This is a genomic window from Spirillospora sp. CA-108201, assembly GCF_050936235.1.
Classification (GTDB): domain Bacteria; phylum Actinomycetota; class Actinomycetes; order Streptosporangiales; family Streptosporangiaceae; genus Spirillospora.
This window is the reverse complement of record NZ_JBNJNE010000001.1, coordinates 3,510,821-3,533,609: the sequence shown is the minus strand read 5'-3', so window position 1 is coordinate 3,533,609 and position 22,789 is coordinate 3,510,821. Positions and strand designations below refer to the sequence as shown.

The 22,789-nt window shown below is 73.0% G+C and carries 21 protein-coding genes; 15 read left to right on the top strand and 6 right to left on the bottom strand.

Features of this window, described 5'->3' with window-relative positions; genetic code table 11:
* The first annotated feature begins 30 nt into the window (after positions 1–30).
* From dxr to ACQEU6_RS17135, 9 genes are all read left to right on the top strand, one after another.
* Positions 31–1,269: a 1-deoxy-D-xylulose-5-phosphate reductoisomerase gene (dxr, locus tag ACQEU6_RS17175; protein ID WP_499333067.1), complete on the top strand. Its 1,239-nt coding sequence runs from the start codon at positions 31–33 to the stop codon at positions 1,267–1,269.
* A 36-nt stretch (positions 1,270–1,305) separates the two neighbouring features.
* Positions 1,306–2,502 (top strand): M50 family metallopeptidase, encoded by a 1,197-nt coding sequence (locus tag ACQEU6_RS17170; protein WP_499333066.1) that lies wholly within the window; start codon positions 1,306–1,308, stop codon positions 2,500–2,502.
* Between the two features lie 117 nt (positions 2,503–2,619).
* Entirely contained in the window at positions 2,620–3,813 is a 1,194-nt protein-coding gene (ispG, locus tag ACQEU6_RS17165) for a flavodoxin-dependent (E)-4-hydroxy-3-methylbut-2-enyl-diphosphate synthase (protein WP_499333065.1), read from the top strand.
* 282 nt (positions 3,814–4,095) lie between these two features.
* The gene (locus ACQEU6_RS17160; protein ID WP_499333064.1) at positions 4,096–5,757 is read left to right on the top strand and encodes an alpha/beta hydrolase; all 1,662 of its coding nucleotides are present in this window, start codon (positions 4,096–4,098) and stop codon (positions 5,755–5,757) included.
* Positions 5,758–6,020: 263 nt separating this feature from the next.
* The gene (locus ACQEU6_RS17155) at positions 6,021–7,622 is read left to right on the top strand and encodes an alpha/beta hydrolase (protein ID WP_499333062.1); all 1,602 of its coding nucleotides are present in this window, start codon (positions 6,021–6,023) and stop codon (positions 7,620–7,622) included.
* Between the two features lie 206 nt (positions 7,623–7,828).
* The gene (locus ACQEU6_RS17150; RefSeq protein WP_499333061.1) at positions 7,829–9,418 is read left to right on the top strand and encodes an alpha/beta hydrolase; all 1,590 of its coding nucleotides are present in this window, start codon (positions 7,829–7,831) and stop codon (positions 9,416–9,418) included.
* A gap of 115 nt (positions 9,419–9,533) precedes the next feature.
* Positions 9,534–10,376: a GNAT family N-acetyltransferase gene (locus ACQEU6_RS17145; protein WP_499340228.1), complete on the top strand. Its 843-nt coding sequence runs from the start codon at positions 9,534–9,536 to the stop codon at positions 10,374–10,376.
* A 95-nt stretch (positions 10,377–10,471) separates the two neighbouring features.
* On the top strand, positions 10,472–11,425 hold the full coding sequence (locus ACQEU6_RS17140; RefSeq protein WP_499333059.1) for a helix-turn-helix domain-containing protein: 954 nt from the start codon (positions 10,472–10,474) through the stop codon (positions 11,423–11,425).
* Positions 11,426–11,660: 235 nt separating this feature from the next.
* Entirely contained in the window at positions 11,661–12,569 is a 909-nt protein-coding gene (locus ACQEU6_RS17135; RefSeq protein ID WP_089312821.1) for a hypothetical protein, read from the top strand.
* A 36-nt stretch (positions 12,570–12,605) separates the two neighbouring features.
* On the opposite strand, the gene ACQEU6_RS17130 is transcribed toward ACQEU6_RS17135, so the two are convergent.
* A complete protein-coding gene (locus ACQEU6_RS17130; protein WP_499333058.1) occupies positions 12,606–13,022 on the bottom strand; it encodes a DUF3037 domain-containing protein in 417 nt (138 codons plus the stop codon).
* Positions 13,019–13,846 (bottom strand): HipA family kinase, encoded by an 828-nt coding sequence (locus ACQEU6_RS17125; RefSeq protein ID WP_499333056.1) that lies wholly within the window; start codon positions 13,844–13,846, stop codon positions 13,019–13,021. Before ACQEU6_RS17125 ends, ACQEU6_RS17130 begins: the two co-directional genes overlap by 4 nt.
* 45 nt (positions 13,847–13,891) lie before the next feature.
* Between ACQEU6_RS17125 and ACQEU6_RS17120 the strand changes: the two genes are divergently transcribed.
* From ACQEU6_RS17120 to ACQEU6_RS17110, 3 genes are all read left to right on the top strand, one after another.
* Positions 13,892–14,575 carry a cyclase family protein gene (locus tag ACQEU6_RS17120; RefSeq protein ID WP_499333055.1) on the top strand — a complete coding sequence of 228 codons (684 nt, stop codon included), beginning with the start codon at positions 13,892–13,894 and terminating at the stop codon, positions 14,573–14,575.
* Positions 14,576–14,634: 59 nt separating this feature from the next.
* Positions 14,635–15,372: a hypothetical protein gene (locus ACQEU6_RS17115; protein WP_499333053.1), complete on the top strand. Its 738-nt coding sequence runs from the start codon at positions 14,635–14,637 to the stop codon at positions 15,370–15,372.
* Positions 15,373–15,440: 68 nt separating this feature from the next.
* The gene (locus tag ACQEU6_RS17110) at positions 15,441–16,265 is read left to right on the top strand and encodes a TIGR03619 family F420-dependent LLM class oxidoreductase (RefSeq protein ID WP_499333051.1); all 825 of its coding nucleotides are present in this window, start codon (positions 15,441–15,443) and stop codon (positions 16,263–16,265) included.
* A gap of 1 nt (position 16,266) precedes the next feature.
* Here the strand turns inward: ACQEU6_RS17110 and ACQEU6_RS17105 are convergent, their stop codons facing one another.
* Entirely contained in the window at positions 16,267–16,845 is a 579-nt protein-coding gene (locus tag ACQEU6_RS17105; protein WP_499333049.1) for a DUF4870 domain-containing protein, read from the bottom strand.
* Positions 16,846–17,110: 265 nt separating this feature from the next.
* Between ACQEU6_RS17105 and ACQEU6_RS17100 the strand changes: the two genes are divergently transcribed.
* Entirely contained in the window at positions 17,111–17,743 is a 633-nt protein-coding gene (locus tag ACQEU6_RS17100) for a PaaI family thioesterase (protein WP_499333048.1), read from the top strand.
* On the opposite strand, the gene ACQEU6_RS17095 is transcribed toward ACQEU6_RS17100, so the two are convergent.
* The gene (locus tag ACQEU6_RS17095; RefSeq protein WP_499333047.1) at positions 17,727–19,058 is read right to left on the bottom strand and encodes an MFS transporter; all 1,332 of its coding nucleotides are present in this window, start codon (positions 19,056–19,058) and stop codon (positions 17,727–17,729) included. The two genes, ACQEU6_RS17100 and ACQEU6_RS17095, sit on opposite strands and share 17 nt — an antisense overlap.
* 122 nt (positions 19,059–19,180) lie before the next feature.
* Positions 19,181–19,699, bottom strand: a complete 519-nt coding sequence (locus tag ACQEU6_RS17090) for a hypothetical protein (protein WP_499333046.1) — start codon at positions 19,697–19,699, stop codon at positions 19,181–19,183.
* Between the two features lie 27 nt (positions 19,700–19,726).
* Here ACQEU6_RS17090 and ACQEU6_RS17085 point away from each other — a divergent pair, with 27 nt between their 5' ends.
* Positions 19,727–20,407, top strand: a complete 681-nt coding sequence (locus tag ACQEU6_RS17085; RefSeq protein WP_499333044.1) for a response regulator transcription factor — start codon at positions 19,727–19,729, stop codon at positions 20,405–20,407.
* On the top strand, positions 20,404–21,747 hold the full coding sequence (locus ACQEU6_RS17080) for a sensor histidine kinase (RefSeq protein ID WP_499333043.1): 1,344 nt from the start codon (positions 20,404–20,406) through the stop codon (positions 21,745–21,747). The genes ACQEU6_RS17085 and ACQEU6_RS17080 overlap by 4 nt, the downstream gene beginning before the upstream one ends.
* 471 nt (positions 21,748–22,218) lie before the next feature.
* Here the strand turns inward: ACQEU6_RS17080 and ACQEU6_RS17075 are convergent, their stop codons facing one another.
* Positions 22,219–22,722 (bottom strand): DinB family protein, encoded by a 504-nt coding sequence (locus ACQEU6_RS17075; protein WP_499333041.1) that lies wholly within the window; start codon positions 22,720–22,722, stop codon positions 22,219–22,221.
* Positions 22,723–22,789 lie beyond the last annotated feature (67 nt).

Genomic DNA, 22,789 nt, shown 5'->3' with positions numbered 1-22,789 from the left:
AACGGCGTCCGCGCGACCCCGGGGCGGGCGATGCCCGACAATGGACGCGTGATGTCTCCTTCAGGCCCCGACGCGGGCGCCCGCGAGCTGGTCGTCCTCGGCTCCACCGGTTCCATCGGCACCCAGGCGCTGGACGTGGTCCGCCGCAACCCCGGCCGGTTCCGGGTGACGGGGCTGGCGGCCGGCGGCGGGCGGGTGGACCTGCTGGCCGAGCAGGCGCTGGAGTTCCGCCCCGAGGTCGTCGCGGTGGCGAGGGCGTCCGCCGCGCAGGAGCTCCAGCTCGCCTTCTACGCCGAGGCCAAGCGGCGCGGCTACGCCTCCGGCGACTACCCCATCCCCAAGATCGTGGCGGGTCCGGACGCGGTCGCCGAGGTCGCCGCCTGGCCGTGCGATGTGGTGCTGAACGGCGTCACCGGCGCCCTCGGCCTCGCCTCGACGCTGGCCGCGCTGGACGCGGGGCGCACCCTCGCCCTCGCCAACAAGGAGTCGCTCATCGTCGGCGGCCCCCTGGTCAAGGAGCGGGCGCGCCCGGGGCAGATCGTCCCCGTCGACTCCGAGCACTCGGCGCTCGCCCAGTGCCTGCGCGGCGGGCGGCCCGAGGAGGTGCGGCGGCTCGTGCTCACCGCGAGCGGCGGGCCCTTCCGGGGGCGCGCCCGCGGAGAGCTGACGGGGGTCACCCCCGAGCAGGCGATGAACCACCCGACCTGGGACATGGGCCCGGTCATCACGATCAACTCCGCGACCCTGGTCAACAAGGGCCTGGAGGTCATCGAGGCGCACCTGCTCTTCGACGTCCCGATGGACCGCGTCGAGGTCATGGTGCACCCGCAGTCGGTCATCCACTCGATGGTCGAGTTCACCGACGGCTCCACGCTGGCGCAGGCGAGCCCGCCCGACATGCGGCTGCCGATCGCGCTCGGCATCGACTGGCCCGACCGGGTGCCGGACGCCGCGCCCGGCGTCGACTGGACCAGGGCGCACACCTGGGAGCTGTTCCCGCTGGACGACGAGGCGTTCCCCGCCGTCGCGCTGGCGCGCCGCGCCGGCGAGCTGGGCGGGACGGTCCCGGCCGTCTACAACGCAGCCAACGAGGAGTGCGTGGACGCCTTCCGCGCGGAACGGCTCCCGTTCCTCGGGATAGTCGACACCGTCGCGCGGGTAGTGGAGGAGCACGGTTCGGGCACCACCGGCGGCCTCACGCTCGACGACGTCCTCGCGGCGGACGCCTGGGCGCGGACCAGGGCCAGGGAGCTGACCGCGACCGCCTGACCCGGGGACCCGCCTCGGGGCGACCCGGAGGGACCGATGGCCTTCTTCCTCGGCGCGGTGGCGTTCGTGGCGGCACTGCTGGTCTCGGTGATGCTCCACGAGGGCGGGCACCTGCTCGCCGCCAAGCGGTTCGGGATGAAGGCCACGCAGTACTTCGTGGGCTTCGGGCCGACCCTGTGGTCGACCCGCCGCGGCGAGACCGAGTACGGGGTGAAGGCCGTCCCGCTGGGCGGCTTCGTCAAGATCGTCGGCTATACGCCGCTGGAGGAGATCCCCGCGGCCGACCGTCCGCGCGCGTTCTACCGGCAGCCCGCCGGCCGCCGCGCGGTCGTCATCGCCGCCGGGGTGGTCGCCAACCTGGTCTTCGCCTTCCTGCTGCTCATGGTGATGGCGATGACGATCGGCGTGCGGGAGGCCGGCACGGTGACCAGCACGGTCGACGAGATCACGTCCTGCGTCCCCGCCTCGCTGTCCAGCGGGTGCGGCGGGAGCCGGCCGCCGTCCCCCGCCGCCCGGGCCGGGCTCCGCCCGGGCGACCGCGTCGTCTCGTTCAACGGCACTCCGGTCTCCGACTGGGCGGGGCTCACCAGGGCGATCGGCGCGGCGAAGCCGGGCCGGACGGTGGCGGTCGTGGTCGAGCGGCCGGGCGCGCCGGGGCCGGTGACGCTGCCGATCACGCTCGCGGACGTGGACGGGCGGCCCTTCGTCGGCATGTCGGCGAAGGTCGTCGGGGCCGGGTACCAGCGGACCGGTCCCCTCAACGCGGCCGTGTTCGCCGGGCGGGGAGTCGGCCGCACCGTCGCCGGGATCGGCCGGGCGGCGGCGGACCTGCCCTCCGCCGTGCCGAGGCTGTTCTCGCCCGAGCGGGGGAGCACGCCCGGCGGCCAGGTCGGCAGCGTGGTCGGCGCGACCGAGGTGTCCGGGCAGATCTTCTCCGCCCAGAGCTCGGCCCGCGACAAGCTCACCCTCTACCTCTCGCTCGTCGTCTCGGTGAACATCTTCCTCGGCGTGCTCAACGTGCTGCCCCTGCTCCCGCTGGACGGAGGGCACCTCGCGGTCGTCGCCTACGAGCGGGCGCGGGCCGGCGTCAACCGGATCAGGGGGCGGCCGGATCCGGGCACCGTGGACATGACCCGGCTCATGCCCTTGACATACCTGGCCGTCCTGGTGCTCGTGGGGTTCGGCGTGCTGCTGATCCTCGCCGACGTCCTCAACCCCCTCCGTCTACCGTAATGACGTGAAACGTTTACCGAGTGTGCTCAAATGGTCACACTGGTCGAAGCCGGGTGCCGTCAACTCAGCCGCGCGGGGCACCTAGGCTTTGTACGGGGCCGAAAATTGAGGAGAGGGATGAGCGTTTCACTGGGTATACCGAGCGTTCGCGGCGAAGGCGACGGGCAGGGGGCGCCGGGTCCGATCGCGCCCCGCCGCAGATCCCGGCAGATCATGGTCGGCGGCGTCCCGGTGGGCGGCGACGCCCCCGTGTCGGTGCAGTCGATGACCACGACCCTCACCGCCGACGTGAACGCCACGCTCCAGCAGATCGCGGAACTGACCGCGTCCGGATGCCAGATCGTCCGCGTCGCCGTGCCGTCGCAGGACGACGCCGAGGCGCTGCCGGCGATCGCGCGCAAGTCGCCGATCCCCGTCATCGCCGACATCCACTTCCAGCCCAAGTACGTGTTCGCGGCGATCGACGCCGGGTGCGCGGCCGTCCGCGTCAACCCGGGCAACATCAAGAAGTTCGACGACCGGATCGGCGAGATCGCCCGCGCGGCCAAGGACGCGGGGGTGCCGATCCGCATCGGGGTGAACGCCGGCTCCCTGGACAAGCGCCTGCTGGAGAAGCACGGCAGGGCCACCCCCGAGGCGCTGGTGGAGTCGGCGCTGTGGGAGTGCTCGCTGTTCGAGGAGCACGACTTCCGCGACATCAAGATCTCGGTCAAGCACAACGACCCGGTCGTGATGATCGAGGCGTACCGGAAGCTGGCGGCGGCCTGCGACTACCCGCTGCACCTCGGCGTCACCGAGGCGGGCCCGGCGTTCCAGGGCACGATCAAGTCGGCCGTCGCGTTCGGCGCGCTGCTGGCCGAGGGCATCGGCGACACGATCCGGGTGTCGCTGTCGGCGCCGCCGGTCGAGGAGGTCAAGGTCGGCGCGGCGATCCTGGAGTCGCTCGGGCTGCGCAAGCGCGGCCTGGAGATCGTCTCCTGCCCCTCCTGCGGTCGCGCGCAGGTGGACGTGTACACGCTGGCCGAGCAGGTCACCGCCGGGCTGAAGGACTTCCCCGTCCCGCTGCGCGTCGCCGTGATGGGCTGCGTCGTGAACGGGCCCGGCGAGGCCCGGGAGGCCGACCTCGGCGTCGCGTCGGGCAACGGCAAGGGCCAGATCTTCGTCAAGGGGCAGGTCGTCAAGACCGTCCCCGAGGCGCAGATCGTCGAGACCCTGATCGAGGAGGCGATGCGCATCGCCGACGAGATGGGCATCGAGATCGCCGAGGACGGCACGGTCTCCGGACCGGGCGCCGACGTGGTGGTCGGCTGACGCCCGCACTCGGACCGGCGCCGGCTTTCCGGCGGGCGCCGTAACGATCCTCAAGGGCCCCGGATCTCACGACCCGGGGCCTTTTCGCGTGCCCGGAACCTGGCCCGGAGCTGGGCATCCGCGACCGGAACGTCCGGAGTTGTCACAGAGTTCCGCTGATCTTGTCACGATTCCGCATCCACTCTGACGGGCCCCTGTCGGGCCGTAAGCCAGAACCGCCACAATCTTCACTCATTTACCCGTATGTCTGACTCAACCGGAGTCGGCACGATAGGGGGATATGTGAAGAGGATCGTTGTCGTGGCCGCGGTGGCCGGGCTCGGTCTCACCGGTCTCGGCGCCACAAGCGCACAGGCCGCGAGCCCCTCCGCCGGAACGGCAGGAGGATTCAACCCCTCGGCGGCCAAGTGGCACGCCTGTCCCGCGGACTTCGTCCAGACGGTGCACGACCTGTACGACGCCCTGTACCCGGTCTCCAAGATCGTCCAGTGCGCCGAGCTGTCGGTGCCGATGGACTACGCCAAGCCGCAGGGCAAGAAGATCACGCTCCAGCTCACCAGGACGCCGCACACCGGCTCCGGTGCCGCCAAGGGCGACATCGTGGTCAACCCCGGCGGGCCGGGTGGCGGCGGCGCCCTGTTCGGACCGCGGGTGTTCGCGCAGAACTCCGCCCCGATGCGCGAGGCGTACAACGTCATCGGCTTCGACCCGCGCGGCGTCGGCATGAGCGTCCCGGCCCTGAGCTGCGACCCGAACTACACCAACGCCCCGCGCCCCGACTACGGCACCGGTGACCGCAAGTCGGTCGCCACCTGGCTGAAGCTGTCCAAGGGCTACGCCGAGGCGTGCGGCAAGGCCGACAGGACCGGGCTGCTCGACCACATCAAGACGATCGACTCGGTCAACGACGTGGAGTCGATCCGGCGGGCGGTCGGCAGCAAGAAGCTCGACTACTACGGCGCCTCCTACGGCACCTACCTCGGCTCCGCCTACGCCACCGTCTACCCCAAGAACGTCGGGAAGATGGTGCTGGACGGCAACGTCGGCCCCTCCGACGCCTGGTACGACGCCAACCTCAACCAGGACGTCCAGTTCGACATCAACATCGACTACTACTTCGGCTGGGTCGCCAAGTACGACTCGGTGTACCACCTCGGCACCACGCAGAAGCAGGTCCGGAGCTACTTCTACGACCTGCGCGCGAAGCTCAAGAACAAGCCGGTCCACTACACCGACCCCGACAGCGGGCAGACCCTCGCCGTCGGGCCGGACGAGCTGACCGACGTGATCCTGAACGCCGGGTACCGGCGCAGCCAGGCCATCTGGCACGGGTACGCCGCCGCGCTGTCGGCGTTCAAGTCGGGCGACACCGCCACGTTCGCGCAGACCTATGGTGCGCCGACGACCGGCGGCTCCGACGACAACGGCTACGCCGTCTACCTCGGCGTGCAGTGCACCGACGTCCAGTGGCCGCTGAGCTGGAACAAGTGGCAGCGCGATAACGAGCGGATCGACAGGAAGCACCCGTTCGAGACCTGGGCCAACGCCTGGTACAACGCCCCGTGCCTGTACTGGCCCGCCAAGGCCGGCAAGCCGGTGAACATCGGCCACACCCGCGACCTGCCGCGCAACATCCTCATGTTCCAGTCGACCGCGGACGCGGCCACGCCGTACGCGGGCGCGCTGGAGATGCACCGCAGGCTCAAGGGCTCGCGCCTGGTCGTCCAGGACGGTGACCGCACGCACTGCATCGTGCACCGCGGCTCCGCCCAGGTGGACGCCTACTTCGACGCCTACTTCCTGCGGGGAGAGCGTCCGGAGCAGAGCACCGTCCACGTCCCGCAGCTCGGCGACCCGACGCCGCCCTCGACGGCGACCGCGAAGACGCTGAGCGGCACGGGCTCGCCCAAGGCCGCGCAGCTGAAGGCCGACGTCATCCGCTGACGCCGGTCGCCGCCCATGCGGTCCGGACCCCGGGGAGCGGTCCCCGGGGTCCGGAACGCGGCGGCAGGCAAGCAGCGGCAGACAGGCAGCAGCAGACAGGCAGCAGCAGACAGGCAGCAGCAGACAGGCAGCAGCAGACAGGCAGCGACAGACAGGCAGCGACAGACAGGCAGCGACAGACAGGCAGTACGCATCAGCCACGCATCGGCGACACCCCCCTCCGGCATGGCGCCGGCCCGGAGTCGCCGATCTGAGGGGGTCAAGTGAAAAGGATCGTTCTCGTCGCGACCGCCGCGGTCGTGGCGGCGGGCGGCGCAGGGTTCGCCGTCTCCGCGAGCGCGGACACCGGGCGGTCCGGTGCCGCCACGGTCGCGGCCAAGGGCATCGACTGGGGCAAGTGCGAGGTCAGCGGCCCCGATGACCCGATGAACAAGGCGCAGTGCGCCCAGGTCGAGGTGCCCCTCGACCACGCCCGGCCCAACGGCCGCAAGATCTCCATCGCGGTGTCGCGCTTCCGGCACACCGACGAGAAGAACTACCAGGGCACCCTGTTCGTGAACCCGGGCGGCCCGGGCGGCACCGGCATCGAGTACGCGCCCGCCCTCGCCCGCTGGATCGGCGGCACCGGGCACGCCGACGTCGCCGCCAAGTACGACGTCATCGGCTTCGACCCGCGCGGCGTGGGCTCCAGCAAGCCCGCGCTGAGCTGCGACCCGAACTTCTCCGACCCGATCCGGCCGGACTACGTCCCCTCCTCCGCCAAGGAGGAGAAGGCCTGGATCGCCAAGTCGAAGAAGTACGCCCAGGACTGCGCGAAGAAGTTCGGCTGGCTGCTGCCGCACATGCGCACCACCGACGCCGCCCGCGACGTCGACGCGATCCGCGCCGCGCTCGGCCAGGACAAGATCAGCTGGTACGGCTTCTCGTACGGCACCTACTTCGGAGCCACCTACGCCACGCTCTTCCCCAAGCGCGTGAAGCGGATGGTGCTGGACGGCAACGTCAACCCGAAGACGGTCTGGTACGACGCCCAGCTGGAGCAGGACAAGGCCTTCGAGCACAACATGAAGGCCTGGTGGGCCTGGATCGCCAAGTACGACTCGCTCTACCACCTCGGCAAGAGCGAGAAGGCCGTCGAGGCCGAGTACTACGCCGTCCGCGCCGCCGCGAAGAAGGCGCCGATCGGCGGCAAGATGGGGCCGGACGAGCTGGACGACACCGTGCTGTCCGCCGGCTACAACACGGGCTACTACATCCCGTTCGCGCAGGCGCTCTCGGCGTGGGCCAACGACAAGGACGCCTCCGGCCTCCTCGACTGGATGAGCCCCGGCGGCGACGACAACGGCTTCGCCGTCTACAACGCCGTCCAGGCCGCCGACGCCCGCTGGCCGCGCAACTGGAGCAAGTGGCACAACGACGCCGCGAAGCTCTACCGGCAGGGCTACAGGTTCAACACCTGGAGCAACGTCTGGTTCAACGCCCCGATCGCCTTCTGGCCGTTCCAGGGCGGGCCCGAGTTCAAGCTGAAGGGCGCCAAGGGCCTGGCGGGCATGCTGCTCGTGCAGTCCACCCAGGACGCGGCGACCCCGGTCGCGGGCGGCCTGGAGATGCACAAGCTCTTCCCGTCGTCGCGCCTGGTGTTCGAGGTCGGCGGCAAGACCCACGCCAACACGCTCAACGGCAACGTGTGCCTGGACGACAAGGTCGCGGCGTACCTCGACACCGGGGCGCTGCCGCAGAGCCACCGCGGCCCGGACGCCTACTGCAAGGCGGTCCCGGCGCTGAACGACCCCGACCCGGCGGCGATGACCGCGAAGGCCGCACGGGCCGCCGCGGGCAAGGACCTCCCGGTCGGGCGCCCGTAGCACGCGGGCAGTACGGCGCCCGGTCGCTGCACCCGGCCGGCATGCCGTTCCGCGGTGTGCCGGTCCCGTCCCCTCCTGGGGCGGGACCGGCACACCGCGGTCTTGCTTTACGGGCGGTTGGTTTTCGGGGTGGTCCCGTTTGGGGGCGGAATCGCGCGATCCCCGGGATGCGCGGTTCCCGGCCGCGCCGCCGATAGAAAGCGAACGTGCTGAACGACGCTGGAAAGAGGGCCGCCGCCGGGACCGCGGCCGCCGCAGTCACGCTCGCCGTCGCCGGGGCCGCCGCGCTGGGGGCGCCCGCGGACGCCGCCCCCGCCCTCCATCCCGACCCGAGGCCCGCCGGCCTCGCGTGGAGGTCCTGCCCCGCCAAGGACCCGGTGGAGGGCGCCCGGCTCAAGGGCCTGCAGTGCGCGTCCCTGCGGGTGCCGCTCGACTACGCCGACCCGGGCGGCAGGCAGATCACCCTCGAACTCAGCCGGGCCCGGCACACCGCGTCCACGTCGAAGGGCGTGGTGCTGCTGAACCGGGGCGGGCCCGGCGCGCACGGGCGCGACCTGTCCGGCTTCTTCGCGGAGTCGCTGCCCAAGCGGGTCGCCGCGTCCTACGACTGGATCGGCTTCGACCCGCGCGGCGTCGGCGCCAGCAGGCCCGAGCTGGTCTGCGACCCCGGCTACCAGAGCCCCGGCCGCGCCCGCCCCGACACCATCCCCGCGAGCGCGGCGGAGGAGGAGGCGTGGAAGGCCAGGGCGCGGCACTACGCCGGCGACTGCGCCCGCCGGTACGGCGCGATCCTCCCGCACATGGGCACCGCGAACTGGGCCCGCGACATGGACGCGGTCCGCGCCGCCCTCGGCCAGCAGAAGATCAGCTACTTCGGGTACTCGTACGGGACGTACCTCGGCGCGGTGTACGCCTCGATGTACCCGCAGCGGGTCCGCCGCATGGTGCTCGACAGCGTCGTCCGGCCGAGCGGGGTCTGGTACGGCGACAACCTCGACCAGAACGTCGCCTTCGAGAAGCGCATCCACGCCTACTTCGCCTGGATCGCCCGCCATCACAAGGCGTACCGCCTCGGCGACTCCGGCCGGAAGGTGGCCGCCTCCTACGCCAGGGTGCGCGCCGCGCTCAAGGCCAGGCCGATCGACGGGAAGATCGGACCCTCCGAACTGGACGAGGCGTTCCTCGCCGACGGCTACGGCGACTACACCTGGGCCGCGCACGCCAGGGCCCTGTCGGCCTACGCCGTCCGGCACGACCCTGCGCCGCTGCGCAAGGCGTGGCGGCCGCCGACACGGCTCGACCAGAACAACTACACGGTCTACAACGCCGTCCAGTGCCGCGACGCGGCCTGGCCGCGCGACTGGAGGCGCTGGCACGCCGACAGCGAGCGCCTCTACCGCCGGGGCTACCGTTTCGAGACCTGGAGCAACACCTGGTACAACGCGCCCTGCGCCTTCTGGGGGGCGCCGGGCGGTCCGCCGCCGCGCGTGGGAGGCGGGTCCGCGCTGCCGCCGATCCTGATGGTGCAGGGGACCGAGGACGCCGCGACCCCGTATCGGGGCGCCCTGGAGATGCACCGCCGGTTCCCGACGTCCCGGCTGCTCGTCCAGGCCGGCGGGCGCAACCACGGCGTCTCGCTGTCCGGCGACAGGTGCGTCGACGGGGCCGTCGCCGCCTACCTCGGCGGCGGGAGGCTCCCCGCGAACCGGCCGGGACCGGACCAGAGGTGCGCGGCCGGGCCCGAGCCGGTCGCGGCGAAGGCGGGCAGGGCGGAGCAGGCGGCCGCGCACCGGTGAACCGACCCCGGACGGGGCCGTGACAGAGGCCGCGGAGGTGCGCGGCGTCCGGACGGCATAGTCTTGGCCACGTGGAGCTTTCAGTGGTGAGGGCCGGGGGCCGGTAGCCGTGCGGATGCTGGGCTCGATGCCGGTACGCGTGCTGGACGACCGGTACCGTGCGGAGGCCCTCGCGATCCTGGACGCCGACCCGGTCTCCAACGTGTTCGTGAGTTCCCGCGTGCACGCCGCGGGGCTCGATCCGCGCCGCCTCGGCGCCCAGATGTGGGGCTACCTGCGCGACGGCAGGCTCGTCTCGCTGTGCTACTCGGGCGCCAACCTCATCCCGGTCGCGGCCGGGCCGGACGCCGTCCGCGCGTTCGCCGAGCGGGCCCAGGCGCAGGGACGGCGCTGCTCGTCCATCGTCGGGCCCGTCGGCGCGGTCGGGGAGCTGTGGGAGATCCTCGCGCCGTACTGGGGGCCGCCCCGGGCCGTCCGCGCCGCGCAGCCGGTGATGGCGACCTCCAGCGTCCCCGACGTGGCCGCCGACCCCGGCGTGCGCCGGGTCCGGATGGAGGAGTTCGACATCGTCTATCCGGCCTGCGTGGCAATGTTCACCGAAGAGGTCGGGGTGTCGCCCAACGCGGGCGACGGGGGCGTGCTCTACCGGGCCCGCGTCGCCGAGCTGATCCGCGACGGCCGCGCCTTCGCCCGCATCGAGGACGGCCGCGTCATGTTCAAGGCCGAGGTCGGCGCCGTCACCCCGCGGGCCTGCCAGGTGCAGGGCGTGTGGGTGCCGCCCGACCTGCGGGGGCGGGGGCTCTCGGAGACGGGGATGTCCGCGGTCGTGCGGGAGGCGCTGCGCGGCATCGCGCCGACGGTCTCGTTGTACGTCAACGACTACAACACGCGGGCGCGGGCGGCCTACCGCCGGGTCGGGTTCACCGAACTGGGCACCTTCATGTCGATTCTGTTCTGAAATGCTTTATTTCTGGGATTCTCGGCTGCTTGTCATTTAGTGCCCGATCCGCCCCGGTACCTGAATCGATCTTCCGAGCCGGGTACCATCCCGCCGTGGAGTTCGCCGGGGCACTGCGGCAGGCGATCCAGGCGAGCGGGCTGACCCTGGAGCGCATCCGTCACCGGCTTGGCCGGCGCGGGCTCACGGTCAGCGTGGCCACCCTCAGCTACTGGCAGCGGGGTCGCAGCCGACCGCGCTCGCGCACCGTGGTCGTCGCGCTGGAGGAGATCCTTCAGGTGCCTGCCGGCGCGCTCGTCGAGCTGCTGGAGGACCCCGCGCCGAGCGCCGCGCCCGTCCGGGGGGCGGTCGTGCGCGGCGGGGCCGCCGCCGGCCAGCCGAACGGGACGGAGCGGGGCCGCGGCGTCCGCGACCTGTGGCCCGATCCCGAGCGCTACGCCTGCCTCGTCGGGCAGCTCGACCGCTCGGGCGACCACCGGCTCGAACGGCTCAGCGTCCACGACGTCTACCGGCTGGACGAGGCGCGGCGGTCCTGGACGCTGTCGGTGCGCACCGTCCTTCGGGCGGCCGGGGACGACATCGACCGCGTGGTCTGCGTCCATCAGACGGGTTGCGGCGACCTCGCCGCGATGGCGGACGGTGACGCCGCCGGTGCGGCGGGCGGCGTCCCGGCGGAGCCGCTGGACGTGCGGTACTGCCGCCCCGGCCGGATCCGCGCCGAGGGCGGGCTGGTGGCGTTCGAGCTGGTCTTCGACAGGGTGCTGGCGACGGGGGACACCGCGGTCATCGAGTACGAGCTCGGCCCGATCCGGCTGCCCGCGCACGACGGCTACGACCGGCGCTTCTCCCATCCCGTCCACGACTACGTGGCGCTCGTCCAGTTCGAGGGCGACCGGCTGCCCGCCCGCTGCTACGGCTTCACGGCCGAGAGCTCCGCGTCCCCGCGCCGCCGCCTCGGCGAGCTGTGGATCGGCACTTCGGGGAGCGCGAACCTCGCGGTCGGAGCCGTCCGGCGCGGAATAGTGGGCATCGAGTGGGAATGGCATTGACGCGGGCGACGACGGCCGCGATGCCTGCGATCACTCGACGCGGACGCGGACCTGATCGAGCGCTGCGGCGCGGCCGGAAATCGGTACCCGGTTCGGCGAAGGCCGGGGCCGACGGTTGTGACAGTTTGCCTGTTGGCATCGGGGCCGCGGAGCCTTACAGTGAGCGCGGAAGTTGCAATTGCGGTAGTCAAGGCCGTTTTGCGGGGGCCGGCCGGAGCCGATCCGGAGGCCGAGCATGCAGAGTGTCGCAGAGGACGATCTTCTCCAGGTCCTCCAGTACGGGCCGTTCAACGTCGCCCTGCACGCCGCCATCCAGGCGCGCGGCCTGAGCCTCGACTCCCTGCGCCGCCGCCTGGAGGAGCAGGGCATCGCGGTCAGCCTGTCCACGCTGAGCTACTGGCAGCGCGGCCGGACCCGGCCCGAGCGCGCCGACTCGCTGCGCGCCGTCCGCGGCCTGGAGACCATCCTCGAACTGCCGCGGCACTCCCTGCTGACGCTGCTCAGGCCGACCACCGACCGCCCCGCCGGGCCCTGGCTGCCGGTCGAGGAGCTGTGCCCCGAGCCCGGCGTCCGCGACCTGCTGGACGAGATCGGCGACCGCGGCGAGCGGCAGCTCACCGGGCTCAGCCTGCACGACCAGTACCTCATCGGCCGGCGCCGGGAACTGCGCGAGGTCCGCGTCCGCGCGGTGTTCCAGGCCCAGCAGCGCGGCGTGGACCGCTGGATCGCCGTCTACCACCATCCGCAGGGCGTGCTGCCCTCGTCCCGCACCGTGCGCGGCTGCCGGTTCGGCCGCGTCCGGATGGACGAGACGAGCGGCCTCATCGCCGCCGAGCTGCTGTTCGACCGGGCGCTCGGGCGCGGCGAGACCTACCTGCTGGAGTACGGCTTCGGGTTCGAGGAGACCGGCCCGCCCGTGACCGAGGAGGGGCGCGGCTTCCGGACCCCGCAGCACGAGTACCTCATCGAGGTCCGGTTCCACCCGGCGGCGCTGCCCGCCCGCTGCTACCGGACGTGGCGGCCCGACGGGCACACCGCGCTGAAGGACTCCGCCGACCTGCGGCTGTCCAGCTACCAGAGCGTCCACTTCATCGAGTTCGGGATGGCCGCCGGCTACCACGGCATCCGCTGGGAGTGGACCTGAGCCGCGAGCGGATCCCGAACCGGCCGGCCCGTACAGCTAGCGGACGAGCAGGTCGAGGAGGCGGTCGAGCTCGGCGGCCGGGTCGCCGGTGAGCCCGGCGTGCACCGGGCCCGGCTGCACGATCGTGCTGCGCGGCGCGGTCAGCCACCGGAACCGCGCGCCCGGGGCCTCCCGGGCGGCCTGGCCCGCGCGCTCCCCGCCGCAGCACACCGCGTCCACCGCGGTGAGCGCCAACCGGACGCCCGCCAGGTCGAGCGAGGGGTCCAGGGCGAGCAGCCGCCGCTCGTCCAGGTGCGTGCGGCATCCGAGGTAGTCGAGGGCGCGGCAGTACACGACCACGCCGACGTTCATGGACTCGCCGCGCTCCACGCGCGGGACGACGCGCAGCGCGGCGTACTCGAACACCGTCGGCTCGGCCGCCGTTCTGATGTTGGTGGTCCTTCCGGCGGTCATGACGCGCCCCCGAGCCAGCCGGGACGGTTCTGGCCGCGCCGGGCGGAGGTGTCCGGGCGGTGGGCGCTGACGTCGAGGGCGGGCAGCCACTCGCGGGGCTTCCCGGCGCGGGGCAGCAGGATGTCGACGTAGGCGTCGCGGAGCGCCTGCGGGTCGGCGAACCCGGGCTCGCCCTCCAGCCACCGGTCCGGGACGAGGCCGGCGACCTCGCGCAGCAGCCCCTCGGTGATCTTCGGGGCGAGCTCGGCCTCGGCCTCCTCCAGCCGCGTCGCGTACGGGGTCAGCACGTGGTCGTCCACGTCGTAGGGGCCGGAGAACAGCCGGGCCGCGTTCGACCACGCGTGGTGGAAGATGAGGCTCGCGCCGTGGTCGATGAGCCACACGTCGCCGTGCCACACGAGCATGTTGGGGTTGCGCCAGCTGCGGTCGACGTTCCCGATGAACGCGTCGAACCACAGCACCCGGGAGGCGAAGCCGGGGTCGGGGCTCCAGCCGAGCGGGTCGAAGCCGAGCGACCCGGGCAGGAAGTCGACGCCGAGGTTCCAGCCGGGGCTGGCCTTCAGCAGGTCCTGCACGTCGGGGTCGGGCTCGTGCCGTCCGATCGCCGGGTCCAGGTCGATGAGCACCTGCTCGGGCACCCGCAGGCCGAGCCGGCGCGCCAGCTCACCGGCGACCACCTCGGCGATCAGAGCCTTGCGGCCCTGCCCGGCCCCGTGGAACTTCATGACGTAGGTGCCGAGGTCGTCGGCCTCGACGACGCCCGGGAGCGATCCGCCCTCGCGGAGCGGCGTCACGTAGCGGATGGCGGTCACATGTGGCAACACGTCGCAACGCTATCGGCTGGGGCGGCGGCCGGGATAATCGATCGCATGGGCGTTGAACTGCTCGACCTGTCGGTGCCGATCGTCACGGGCATGCCGGTCTACCCGGGCGACCCCGAGGTGGAGGCCGTGCCGGCCCTCACGGTCGCCGAGGCCGGGGTGAACGTGCTGCGGCTGCACCTGGGGTCGCAGACCGGCACGCACGTGGACGCGCCGTTCCACATCGACGACGCGCTGCCGAGGCTGGACGAGCTGCCGCTGGAGCGCTTCACCGGCCCGGCCGTGGTGATGGACGTCCGGGGCCTGCCGCCCCGCGCGCCGATACCGCCGGACGCCGTCCCGCCGGGGCTCGCGCCGGGCGACGTCCTGCTCATCGCGACGGGCTGGTCGGGGCACTGGGGGACCGGCCGCTACCTGGCCCACCCCTATCCGGCGCCCGAGACCGCGGAGGCGATCGTCGCCGCGGGCGTCAGGACGGTGGGCATCGACGCGCTCAGCGTGGACCGGACGCCGCCGCCGGGCTCGGACGACTTCTCCCTCGCCGCCCACCGCGTCCTCTGCGGCGCCGGAGCGGTGATCGCCGAGAACCTGACCGGCCTCGGGCGCCTCGCCGCGGCCCAGGCCGCGGGCTGCGCGATCGAGGTCTCCCTCTTCCCGCTGGCCCTGGCGGGCGCGGACGGCGCTCCCGTCCGCGCCGTCGCGCGCGTGGACGACCGCGCGGTCCTCGTCTGAAGACCCGCCGTAGGCCTCCATACTGGGACCGACCAACAGGAAGGCATACACGGATGCGCATGACGTGGGCGACGGACCAGGGGAGCCCGGACCGGCCCAACGAGGACTTCGTGGCGGCGGCCGCCGGGGCGGTCGTGGTGCTCGACGGATGCGGGCTGCCGCTCGGCACCGACCTCGGCTGCACGCACGGGACCGCCTGGTACGCGCGCTCGCTCGGCACCCGGCTGCTCGCGCGCATGCTGGAGGGGCTTGGCCCGCAGGCCGGTCCGCCGATCGGGCCGCTCGAGGGCGCGCACCGGCCGGGGGACCGGCCGCTGGTGGCGCGGCTCGCCGGCGCGATCGCGGACGTGGCGACGGCGCACCGGGCGACCTGCGACCTGCGGGTTCCGACCACGCCGGCGGCGACGGTGCTCGCCCTGCGGCGGCGCGGCGAACTGGTCGACTTCCTGGTGCTGGGCGACTCGACCGTCCTGCTGCACCTCCTCGACGAAGTACGGGAGATCACCGGCGGCCGGGACTACGCCGCCGCGGACCCCGCCGTGGCGAACGCGGCGACCACCGGGACGGTGCGGGCCGCCGAACTGCGGAGCGCCGCCCTGCTGACCGACGGCGCCACGCGGCTGGCCGACGTGTTCGGCGTCACCGAGTTGTCGGGGATGGTCTCGCTGGCGCGGGACCCGGCGGGGCTGATCAAGTGGACGCGGGAGGTCGAGGACACCGACCCCGCGGCCGTCCGCTTCCCGCGGCACAAGATCCACGACGACGCGACCGCGGTCTTCTGCGACTTCGGCGACTGACCCACGCGTTTGAGCAAGCGCTTGGTCGTATGGGTAGGGTGCGGGGACCGGGCGGAAGGGGACACGGCATGCGTCTCGGCATCACGATGTTCGCGACCGACCTGACCATGCCGCCCCACGAGCTGGCGGCGGAGGCGGAGGCGCGCGGGTTCGCCTCGCTCTACCTCCCCGAGCACACCCACATCCCCGTGTCCCGCTCCACCCCGCCGCCGACGGGCGCCGCGACCCTGCCCGAGGAGTACTCCCGCACGCTCGACCCGCTCGTGTCGCTCGCCGCGGCGGCCGTGACGACCGAGCGGATCGTCCTCGGCACCGGCGTCCTGCTGCCCGCCCAGCGCGAGCCGATCGTCACCGCCAAGGCCGTCGCCACCCTTGACCGGCTGGCTCCCGGACGGATCGCCCTCGGCATCGGCTTCGGGTGGAACGCCGAGGAGGGCGCCGACCACGGCGTCCCGTGGAAGCGGCGGCGCGCCGTGGCGCGCGAGCACGTCCTCGCCATGCGCGCCCTCTGGACGGAGGAGGAGGCGTCCTTCGCGGGGGAGTTCACGGGCTTCGCGCCGAGCCGGGCGTGGCCCAAGCCGTCCCGCCGCGTCCCCGTGCTGCTCGGCGGCGCCCCCGGTCCGACGCTGTTCGCGCACATCGCCGAGTACGGGGACGGCTGGATGCCGATCGGCGGCGCGGGCGTCCGCGAGGCCCTGCCCGCCCTGCGCCGCGCCTGCGAGGACGCGGGACGCGGCATGGCGGCCGTGATCCCCTTCGGGACGCTGCCCACCCCCGGCAAGCTCGACCACTACGCCTCGCTCGGGATCGAGGAGGTCGTGCTGCGCGTGCCCGCGGGCGACCGCGACGCGGTCCTGCCGGTCCTGGACGGGTACGCCCGCTCCCACCTGTGATCTAGCGGATCATGCGGAAGCAGAAGAAGGTCGGGAACCGGTAGTACTGGCCCTTGCCGGCCTTCACCGCGCCGAGGATGAGGAACACCCACCCCCCGACCAGCAGCTCCAGGTAGGGGAGGAGGAACAGCGCGAGGAACGCGGGCGCTTCCAGCGCGATCGCCGGCGGGACGCAGACCGCCGCCACGGCCAGGAGATGGATCAGCATGGTGAGCTGGTAGTTCATCGACTGCGCCGCGTGGAAGCGGGTGAACGGCGAGGTGTTCTTCTTCACCAGGTAGATGACCAGCGGCGGCAGGAAGCCGATCAGGACGTTCCCGACGTAGGCGAAGATCGCCCAGGTCGTGTCCTCGCCCGGGTTCTGCATGCCGGGGCCGTACGGGACGCCGGGAGGGCCGTACCCGTAGCGCGGGTCGTAAGGACCGGCGGACGGCGGGCCGGACGGCGGCCCCGGCGGCCGGCCGGGCGGCTGGCCGTAGGCGCCGTGATACGGCGGCGGCTGGTGCGGTGGAGGCGGTTGACCGGGGGGCGGCTGGTCGGGCGGGGGCTGGTCGGAAGGTGGCGGGGGCTGGTCCGTCACGTGTCGTCCTCATGTCCTCTTCGGGCGTCCCTTTTGCGGGATACTGCAGGAATCTATAGGAAACGGGCTCGCCCACGCGCTCACCGGGGCGGGAGGCGCACAGGTCGGCGGCGGGCACCCTGCGTCCGGGCGATCCCGAGCGGCCCCCAGGCGATCATCCGGGCACCCGCTGAGCGGGACCTGCGTCCGGACCGCTCTCCGGCATCTTTTAGAATTTCGTTCGGCCATAGGGGCGATGGGGGCGAGCCCCGCGAGGAGGCTGGAGTTGAGCGCGATCCCGATGGAGCGGCCCGTGCTGGAGGACGATGAGGTGGCGGCGCTGACGGACCTGGCCGCCCGCGTGCGCGAGCTGGCCGAGGCCACCGTCCTCACCGGCGCCGACGCCGCCGAGGCCGCCGCGGTGGCCGCCGAGGTCGCGGCGCTGACCGCCCGGCTCGCCGCCGAGCGCCGCGGCGCCCCGCCGTTCGTCACGCCCGGCGAGCGCCGCATGGACCGCCAGATCGCCAACCCCGTCACCGGCCCGCTCAACCCCTTCGCGCCGCCGATCGCCCTGGAGGTGGCCGCGGACGGCGTCGTCCGGGGCGAGTTCACGCTCGGCGCCGTCTACGAGGGCCCGCCGTCGTACGTGCACGGCGGCGTCTCCGCGATGGTGCTCGACCAGGCGCTCGGCATGGCGGCGGCCGCCACCGGCACGCCCGGCATGACCGCCACCCTGGAGACGCGCTACCGGCGTCCCACCCCCCTCGGCGTCCCGCTCGTGGTGGAGGCCAAGGCCAGCCGCGTGGAGGGCCGCAAGGTCCACGCGTCCGGCACGATCAGCGCGCCGGACGGGCTGGTCACGGTCGAGGCGACCGGGATGTTCATCATGCCGCAGCGGTTCGTCACGTCGGAGTACTGACCGCCGCGCGCTCCTCCGCCGGGGCGGGCAGCAGCGCGAGCGCGCCGAGGGTCAGCACCGACGCCGCGATCATGCTGACCGAGATCGCCTGCCAGCCGTAGTCGTGCAGCAGCCACGTCGCGAGCAGCGGCGCGGGGCCGCCCGCGAACACCGAGGCGAGCTGGTAGCCGATGCCCGCCCCGCCGTACCGCAGCCGCGTCGGGAACGTCGAGGCGATCAGCGACGCCTGCGGCCCGTACTGCACGGCGTGCGGGATCTGCGCCACCACCACCGCGACGACGACCAGCGCCGCGACCTCGGTGTTGAGCAGCGCGAAGTACGGGAACGCGAACAGCGCCACGCAGATCGACCCCGCCGCGTACACCCGGCGCGGGCCGATGCGGTCGCCGAGGTGCCCGGCGGCCGGGATCGTGACCAGCTCCAGCGCGGCCGCCGCCGTCACCGCGCTCAGCGCCAGCCCCTGCGCCATGCCGAGGTGCTTGTGGACGTAGGTGAGCGCGAACGAGGTGAACAGGTAGAACGGCATCTGCTCCGAGCAGCGCAGCAGCGCGCTCAGGATGATCTCCCTGGGGTGCCGCCTGACGACCTCGACGACCGGCACCCGGGCGACCTCGTCGCGCTTGACGACCTCGGCGAACAGCGGCGTCTCCATCACCCGGATCCGCACCCACAGCCCGATCCCGACGAGGACGAGGCTGAACAGGAACGGGACGCGCCACGCCCAGTTCCTGAACGCCTCGTCCGCCGACAGCGCGATGGCGGTCATCATGCCGGTGCCGAGGATGAGCCCGATGGGGACGCCGAGCTGCGGCAGGCTCGCCATCAGCCCCCGCCGCTTCTGGTCGCCCCACTCCATCGACAGCAGCACCGAGCCGCTCCACTCGCCGCCGACGGCGACGCCCTGCAGGATCCGCAGCAGCACGAGCAGCGCGGGCGCGGCCCAGCCGATCGTCTCGGTGCCCGGCAGCACGCCGATCAGCGCGCTCGACACGCCCATCAGCACCAGCGTGACGATCAGCGTCGCCTTCCGGCCGAGCCGGTCGCCCCAGTGCCCGAAGATCGCCGCGCCCACCGGGCGGGCCGCGAAGCCCACCGCGTACGTCGCGAACGCCGACAGCGTGCCCGCGTAGTCGCTCGACTCGGGGAAGAAGACGTCCTTGAAGACGATCGCCGCGGCGGTGTTGTAGAGGAAGAAGTCGTACCACTCGATGGAGGTGCCGATCACGCTCGCGGCGGCGGCCTTGCGCACCTGGGCGCGGCGCTCGTCGGCGTCCGCGGCGCCGGCGCGGCCGGCCTCTCCGGGATCCAGAACCATGGGAGCCGTTGACCTTTCCGACCGCCCCCGCCGGTCCCAGCGATTTGACCCACTGTTTCCCGCTGGGTTCGCCGCCGAAACCGCGGTAGCGCGAAATGATCGACAGTCGGGTGGTCGCCCGCTCAGTACTCGTAGACCTTGACCGTCGGAGCATGCTCGTACCAGGACGCGATGACCGACGAGGTGTGCTCGTCGGAGAGGAAGTCGACCCGCAGCCAGCCCTCGGTCTGCGTCACCCGCGTCTCGTAGCCGGGATTCGGCGTGGCCGACACCAGCCGCACCCGGTCCTTCTCGATCGACACCGCGGCGCTCCCGCCGCGCGTCGCGTAGCTGCGCACGTGGTCGGTCGGCTTGGCGGACGACCCGCCCCGGGGTTCGCCGGGCGGCGCCTTCGGAGCCTTGGACGGCGCCGGCCCCTCGTCCTGGCCGGTCGGCGGCCTCGTCCGCGCGGTGGGCGAGTCGGCGGGCGGCCCCGGGGGCGTGGACGGGCTGGAGTGGATGACCGGCCCGGCGATCGGCGGCGGCGCCGACCGGTCCGACACCGCGCTGCGCACGACACCGCGCACGCCGAGCCAGGAGAGCGCCACCGCGAGCGCGGTCGCCCCGGCCCACGGGGCAACATACGACATCGCGCGACGCATGGGCACATGGTGGCATACGGTTCCGCCATGGCGAGTGTGTTGGTGGTCGAGGACGACGCGAACGTCCGGACCGCCTTGATCAGGGAGCTGAGCGTCCGCTCGCACGTCGTGCGCAGCGTCGGGACCGCGATGGACGCGCTGCGCGAGGTCACGCAGTCCCCGCCCGACGTCGTCGTGCTCGACCTCGGGCTGCCCGACCTCGACGGCGCCGAGGTGCTGAAGATGCTGCGCGGCATCTCCGACGTGCCCGTCATCATCGCGACCGCGCGCGACGACGAGCCCGAGATCGTCCGGTTACTGAACGCCGGCGCCGACGACTACCTCATCAAGCCGTTCTCCATCGAGCACCTCAGCGCCCGCCTCGCCGCGGTGCTGCGCAGGTCGGCGCGGTCCGGGCCCACCGCGGAGCTCAGCGTCGGCGGGCTGCACATCGACCTCGACCGCCGGGAGGCGCTGCTCGACGGCAAGCCCCTGGAGCTGACCCGCCGCGAGTTCGACCTGCTGGCCTACCTCGCCGCCCGCCCCGGCCGGGTCGTCGCGCGGCGCGAACTGCTCGCCGAAGTGTGGCGGCAGGCCTACGGCGACGACCAGACCATCGACGTCCACCTGTCCTGGCTGCGCCGCAAGCTCGGCGAGACCGCCGCCGCCCCCCGCTACCTGCACACGGTCCGCGGCGTCGGGGTCCGCCTGGCCGACCCTCGCCCATGAGGCGGACACTCGTCCTGGTGTCGCTGGCGGTCACCTCCATGGTGGCGCTGGCGTTCCTGATCCCGCTCGCCCTCACCGTCCGGGAGATCGCCCGGGACCGCGCCCTGACCACCGCCGAACGGCAGGCCAGCGCGCTCGGCCCCGTCCTCGTCGTCACCGAGGACCCGGCCGCCCTCGAACGCGCCGTCGCCAGCACCCAGGCGGGCGCCGCCGGGCGCATGACCGTGCACATGCCGGACGGCGGCCTCGTCCCGAAGAACCCCCGCGAGGACGAGGGCGCCCGCGCCGAGCAGCTCACCGAGGCCGGGCGGCGCGGCCGCTCCTACACCGCCCGCGTCGACGGCGGGTTCGCGCTGCTCCAGCCGGTGTCGCTGGACGCGGGCCGCACCGCCGTCGTCGAGGTGTTCCTGCCCGACGAGGACCTGTCGCGCGGGGTGTGGAAGGCGTGGCTCGTCATGACGACGGTCGCCGCCGCGCTCGTCGCCGGATCCGTCGCCGTCGCCGACCGGCTCGGCGCGCGCATGATCCGCTCCACCCGCCGGCTGGCCGAGGCCGCGGGCGCGTTCGGCGACGGGGAGCTGTCGGTGCGGATCGAGCCGGACGGCCCGCCCGAGCTGGTCGAGGCGGGTCTGGCGTTCAACGCGATGGCCGACCACGTCGTCCAGCTGCTGTCGGCCGAGCGGGAGATGGCGGCCGACCTGTCGCACCGGCTCCGCACCCCCCTCGCCGCGCTCCGCCTCAACGTCGAGGCGCTCGGGGACGGGCACGTCGCCGAGCAGACCCGCCAGGCCGTCGACCACCTCGAGCGCGAGGTCGACCAGATCATCCGGACCGTCCGGCGGCCGACCGGCCGGGGCAACTGCGATGCCTCCAAGGTGCTGCGCGACCGGGTCGCGTTCTGGTCCGTCCTCGCCGAGGACGAGGGGCGCTCCTGCGAGCTGATCGGCGCCGAGGGCCCCGCGCCGCTGCCGGTCCCCGGCACCGAGCTGGCCGCCGCCGTGGACGCGCTGCTCGGCAACATCTTCCGGCACACGGCCGAGGGCACCGGCTTCGTCGTCACCCTCCACCAGGGGCAGGGCGTCACCGGCATCCTCGTCGCCGACGGCGGCCCCGGCATCGCCGACCCGGACGCGGCGCTGAAGCGCGGCAGCAGCGGCGGCGGCTCCACCGGCCTCGGCCTGGACATCGCCCGCCGCGCCGCCGAGTCGACCGGCGGCTACCTGCGCATCCACCGCAGCGTCCTCGGCGGGGCCCAGGTGCAGATGTGGTTCCGCACGAAATGGCTGCCCCCGGCCCGCCGCTCCCGCCGCCTCGTCCGCCGCCGCCACTCCCGCACCTAGCGTGTTTTTCACAGACCCGGCCCACTTCGCTCGCCTGGCGGCTGTGTCTCAAAAGTCCCGGCCCACTTCGCTCGCCTGGCGGCTCGCTACGTGACCGGGCCTGGGCGAACGCGGCATCGCTCCGCGATCTGCCCGGCTCCGCTCGCCTCCGGCTTCGCTCCACCGGGCAGCTCCCGCGTTCGCGCGCATGGCTGAACCACTCCGAGACAGGCCCAAGGGCCGCCTTGCTCAGAACGGGCGACGGCGCTCACCGGCCCTAGCGTGACCCCGTAGACGCGCCCTCTAAATCGCCGCAGGCCTGCTCGGCGTCGGCCTCAGGGGCGCCGTCCTCATGGCCGTCACAGGCTTGGCCGCAGGCGGCAACATGCCACCACGCCCACCTGTACAACCCCCAAGCACCAGACTTCGCGGGCGTAATTTTCCCCGGCACTGGCGTGACCGGCTGCTCTCACCCGCTGTCGCGTCCGCGGGCTACCTGTCCTCGCGGACGTGGTCGCCGGTCGCGCCGTCGAGCATTTCGCGGACGATGTCCATGTGCCCGGCGTGCCGCGCCGTCTCCTCGACCATGTGGATCAGCACCCACCGCAGGGTCACGGTCGCGCCGTGCCACGCGGTGCCCCGGTCTTCGAGGGCCACTTCCTCGATGACCTTGTCGGCCGCGGCGCGCGCCCGCCCGTAGAACGCGATGACGCCCTCGATGGTCTCGCCGGGCTCGATCCTGAGGTCGGCCTCAGGGTCGTCGTCCCGGAACGGGAGCGGCTCGGTCTCCCGTCCGAACGACTCGCAGAACCAGCTGTACTCGACGGCGGCCAGGTGCTTGGTGAGACCGAGCAGGCTCGTCCCGGACGGCGTCATCGGACGCCGCGCCTGCTCCTCGTCCAGCCCGTTCAGCTTCCACAGGACCACGTCCCGGTGCCGGTCGAGGGCGGCCTTCAGACTTTCCTTCTCACCACCGGTGTACGGCACTTCTTCCATGCGGGGACGCTACCAGCGCGACGGGACCGGGTCGGCGCCCGAGGACGCCGACCCGTCGGCAAGCGTG

Bases quoted from the DNA above. Each gene is read 5' to 3' on its own strand.
- dxr (WP_499333067.1), top strand. From the start codon at position 31: ATGCCCGACAATGGACGCGTGATGTCTCCTTCAGGCCCCGACGCGGGC.
- ACQEU6_RS17170 (WP_499333066.1), top strand. From the start codon at position 1,306: ATGGCCTTCTTCCTCGGCGCGGTGGCGTTCGTGGCGGCACTGCTGGTC.
- ispG (WP_499333065.1), top strand. From the start codon at position 2,620: ATGAGCGTTTCACTGGGTATACCGAGCGTTCGCGGCGAAGGCGACGGG.
- ACQEU6_RS17145 (WP_499340228.1), top strand. From the start codon at position 9,534: ATGCTGGGCTCGATGCCGGTACGCGTGCTGGACGACCGGTACCGTGCG.
- ACQEU6_RS17135 (WP_089312821.1), top strand. From the start codon at position 11,661: ATGCAGAGTGTCGCAGAGGACGATCTTCTCCAGGTCCTCCAGTACGGG.
- ACQEU6_RS17130 (WP_499333058.1), bottom strand. From the start codon at position 13,022: ATGACCGCCGGAAGGACCACCAACATCAGAACGGCGGCCGAGCCGACG.
- ACQEU6_RS17120 (WP_499333055.1), top strand. From the start codon at position 13,892: ATGGGCGTTGAACTGCTCGACCTGTCGGTGCCGATCGTCACGGGCATG.
- ACQEU6_RS17115 (WP_499333053.1), top strand. From the start codon at position 14,635: ATGACGTGGGCGACGGACCAGGGGAGCCCGGACCGGCCCAACGAGGAC.
- ACQEU6_RS17110 (WP_499333051.1), top strand. From the start codon at position 15,441: ATGCGTCTCGGCATCACGATGTTCGCGACCGACCTGACCATGCCGCCC.
- ACQEU6_RS17095 (WP_499333047.1), bottom strand. From the start codon at position 19,058: ATGGTTCTGGATCCCGGAGAGGCCGGCCGCGCCGGCGCCGCGGACGCC.
- ACQEU6_RS17090 (WP_499333046.1), bottom strand. From the start codon at position 19,699: ATGCGTCGCGCGATGTCGTATGTTGCCCCGTGGGCCGGGGCGACCGCG.
- ACQEU6_RS17085 (WP_499333044.1), top strand. From the start codon at position 19,727: ATGGCGAGTGTGTTGGTGGTCGAGGACGACGCGAACGTCCGGACCGCC.
- ACQEU6_RS17080 (WP_499333043.1), top strand. From the start codon at position 20,404: ATGAGGCGGACACTCGTCCTGGTGTCGCTGGCGGTCACCTCCATGGTG.
- ACQEU6_RS17075 (WP_499333041.1), bottom strand. From the start codon at position 22,722: ATGGAAGAAGTGCCGTACACCGGTGGTGAGAAGGAAAGTCTGAAGGCC.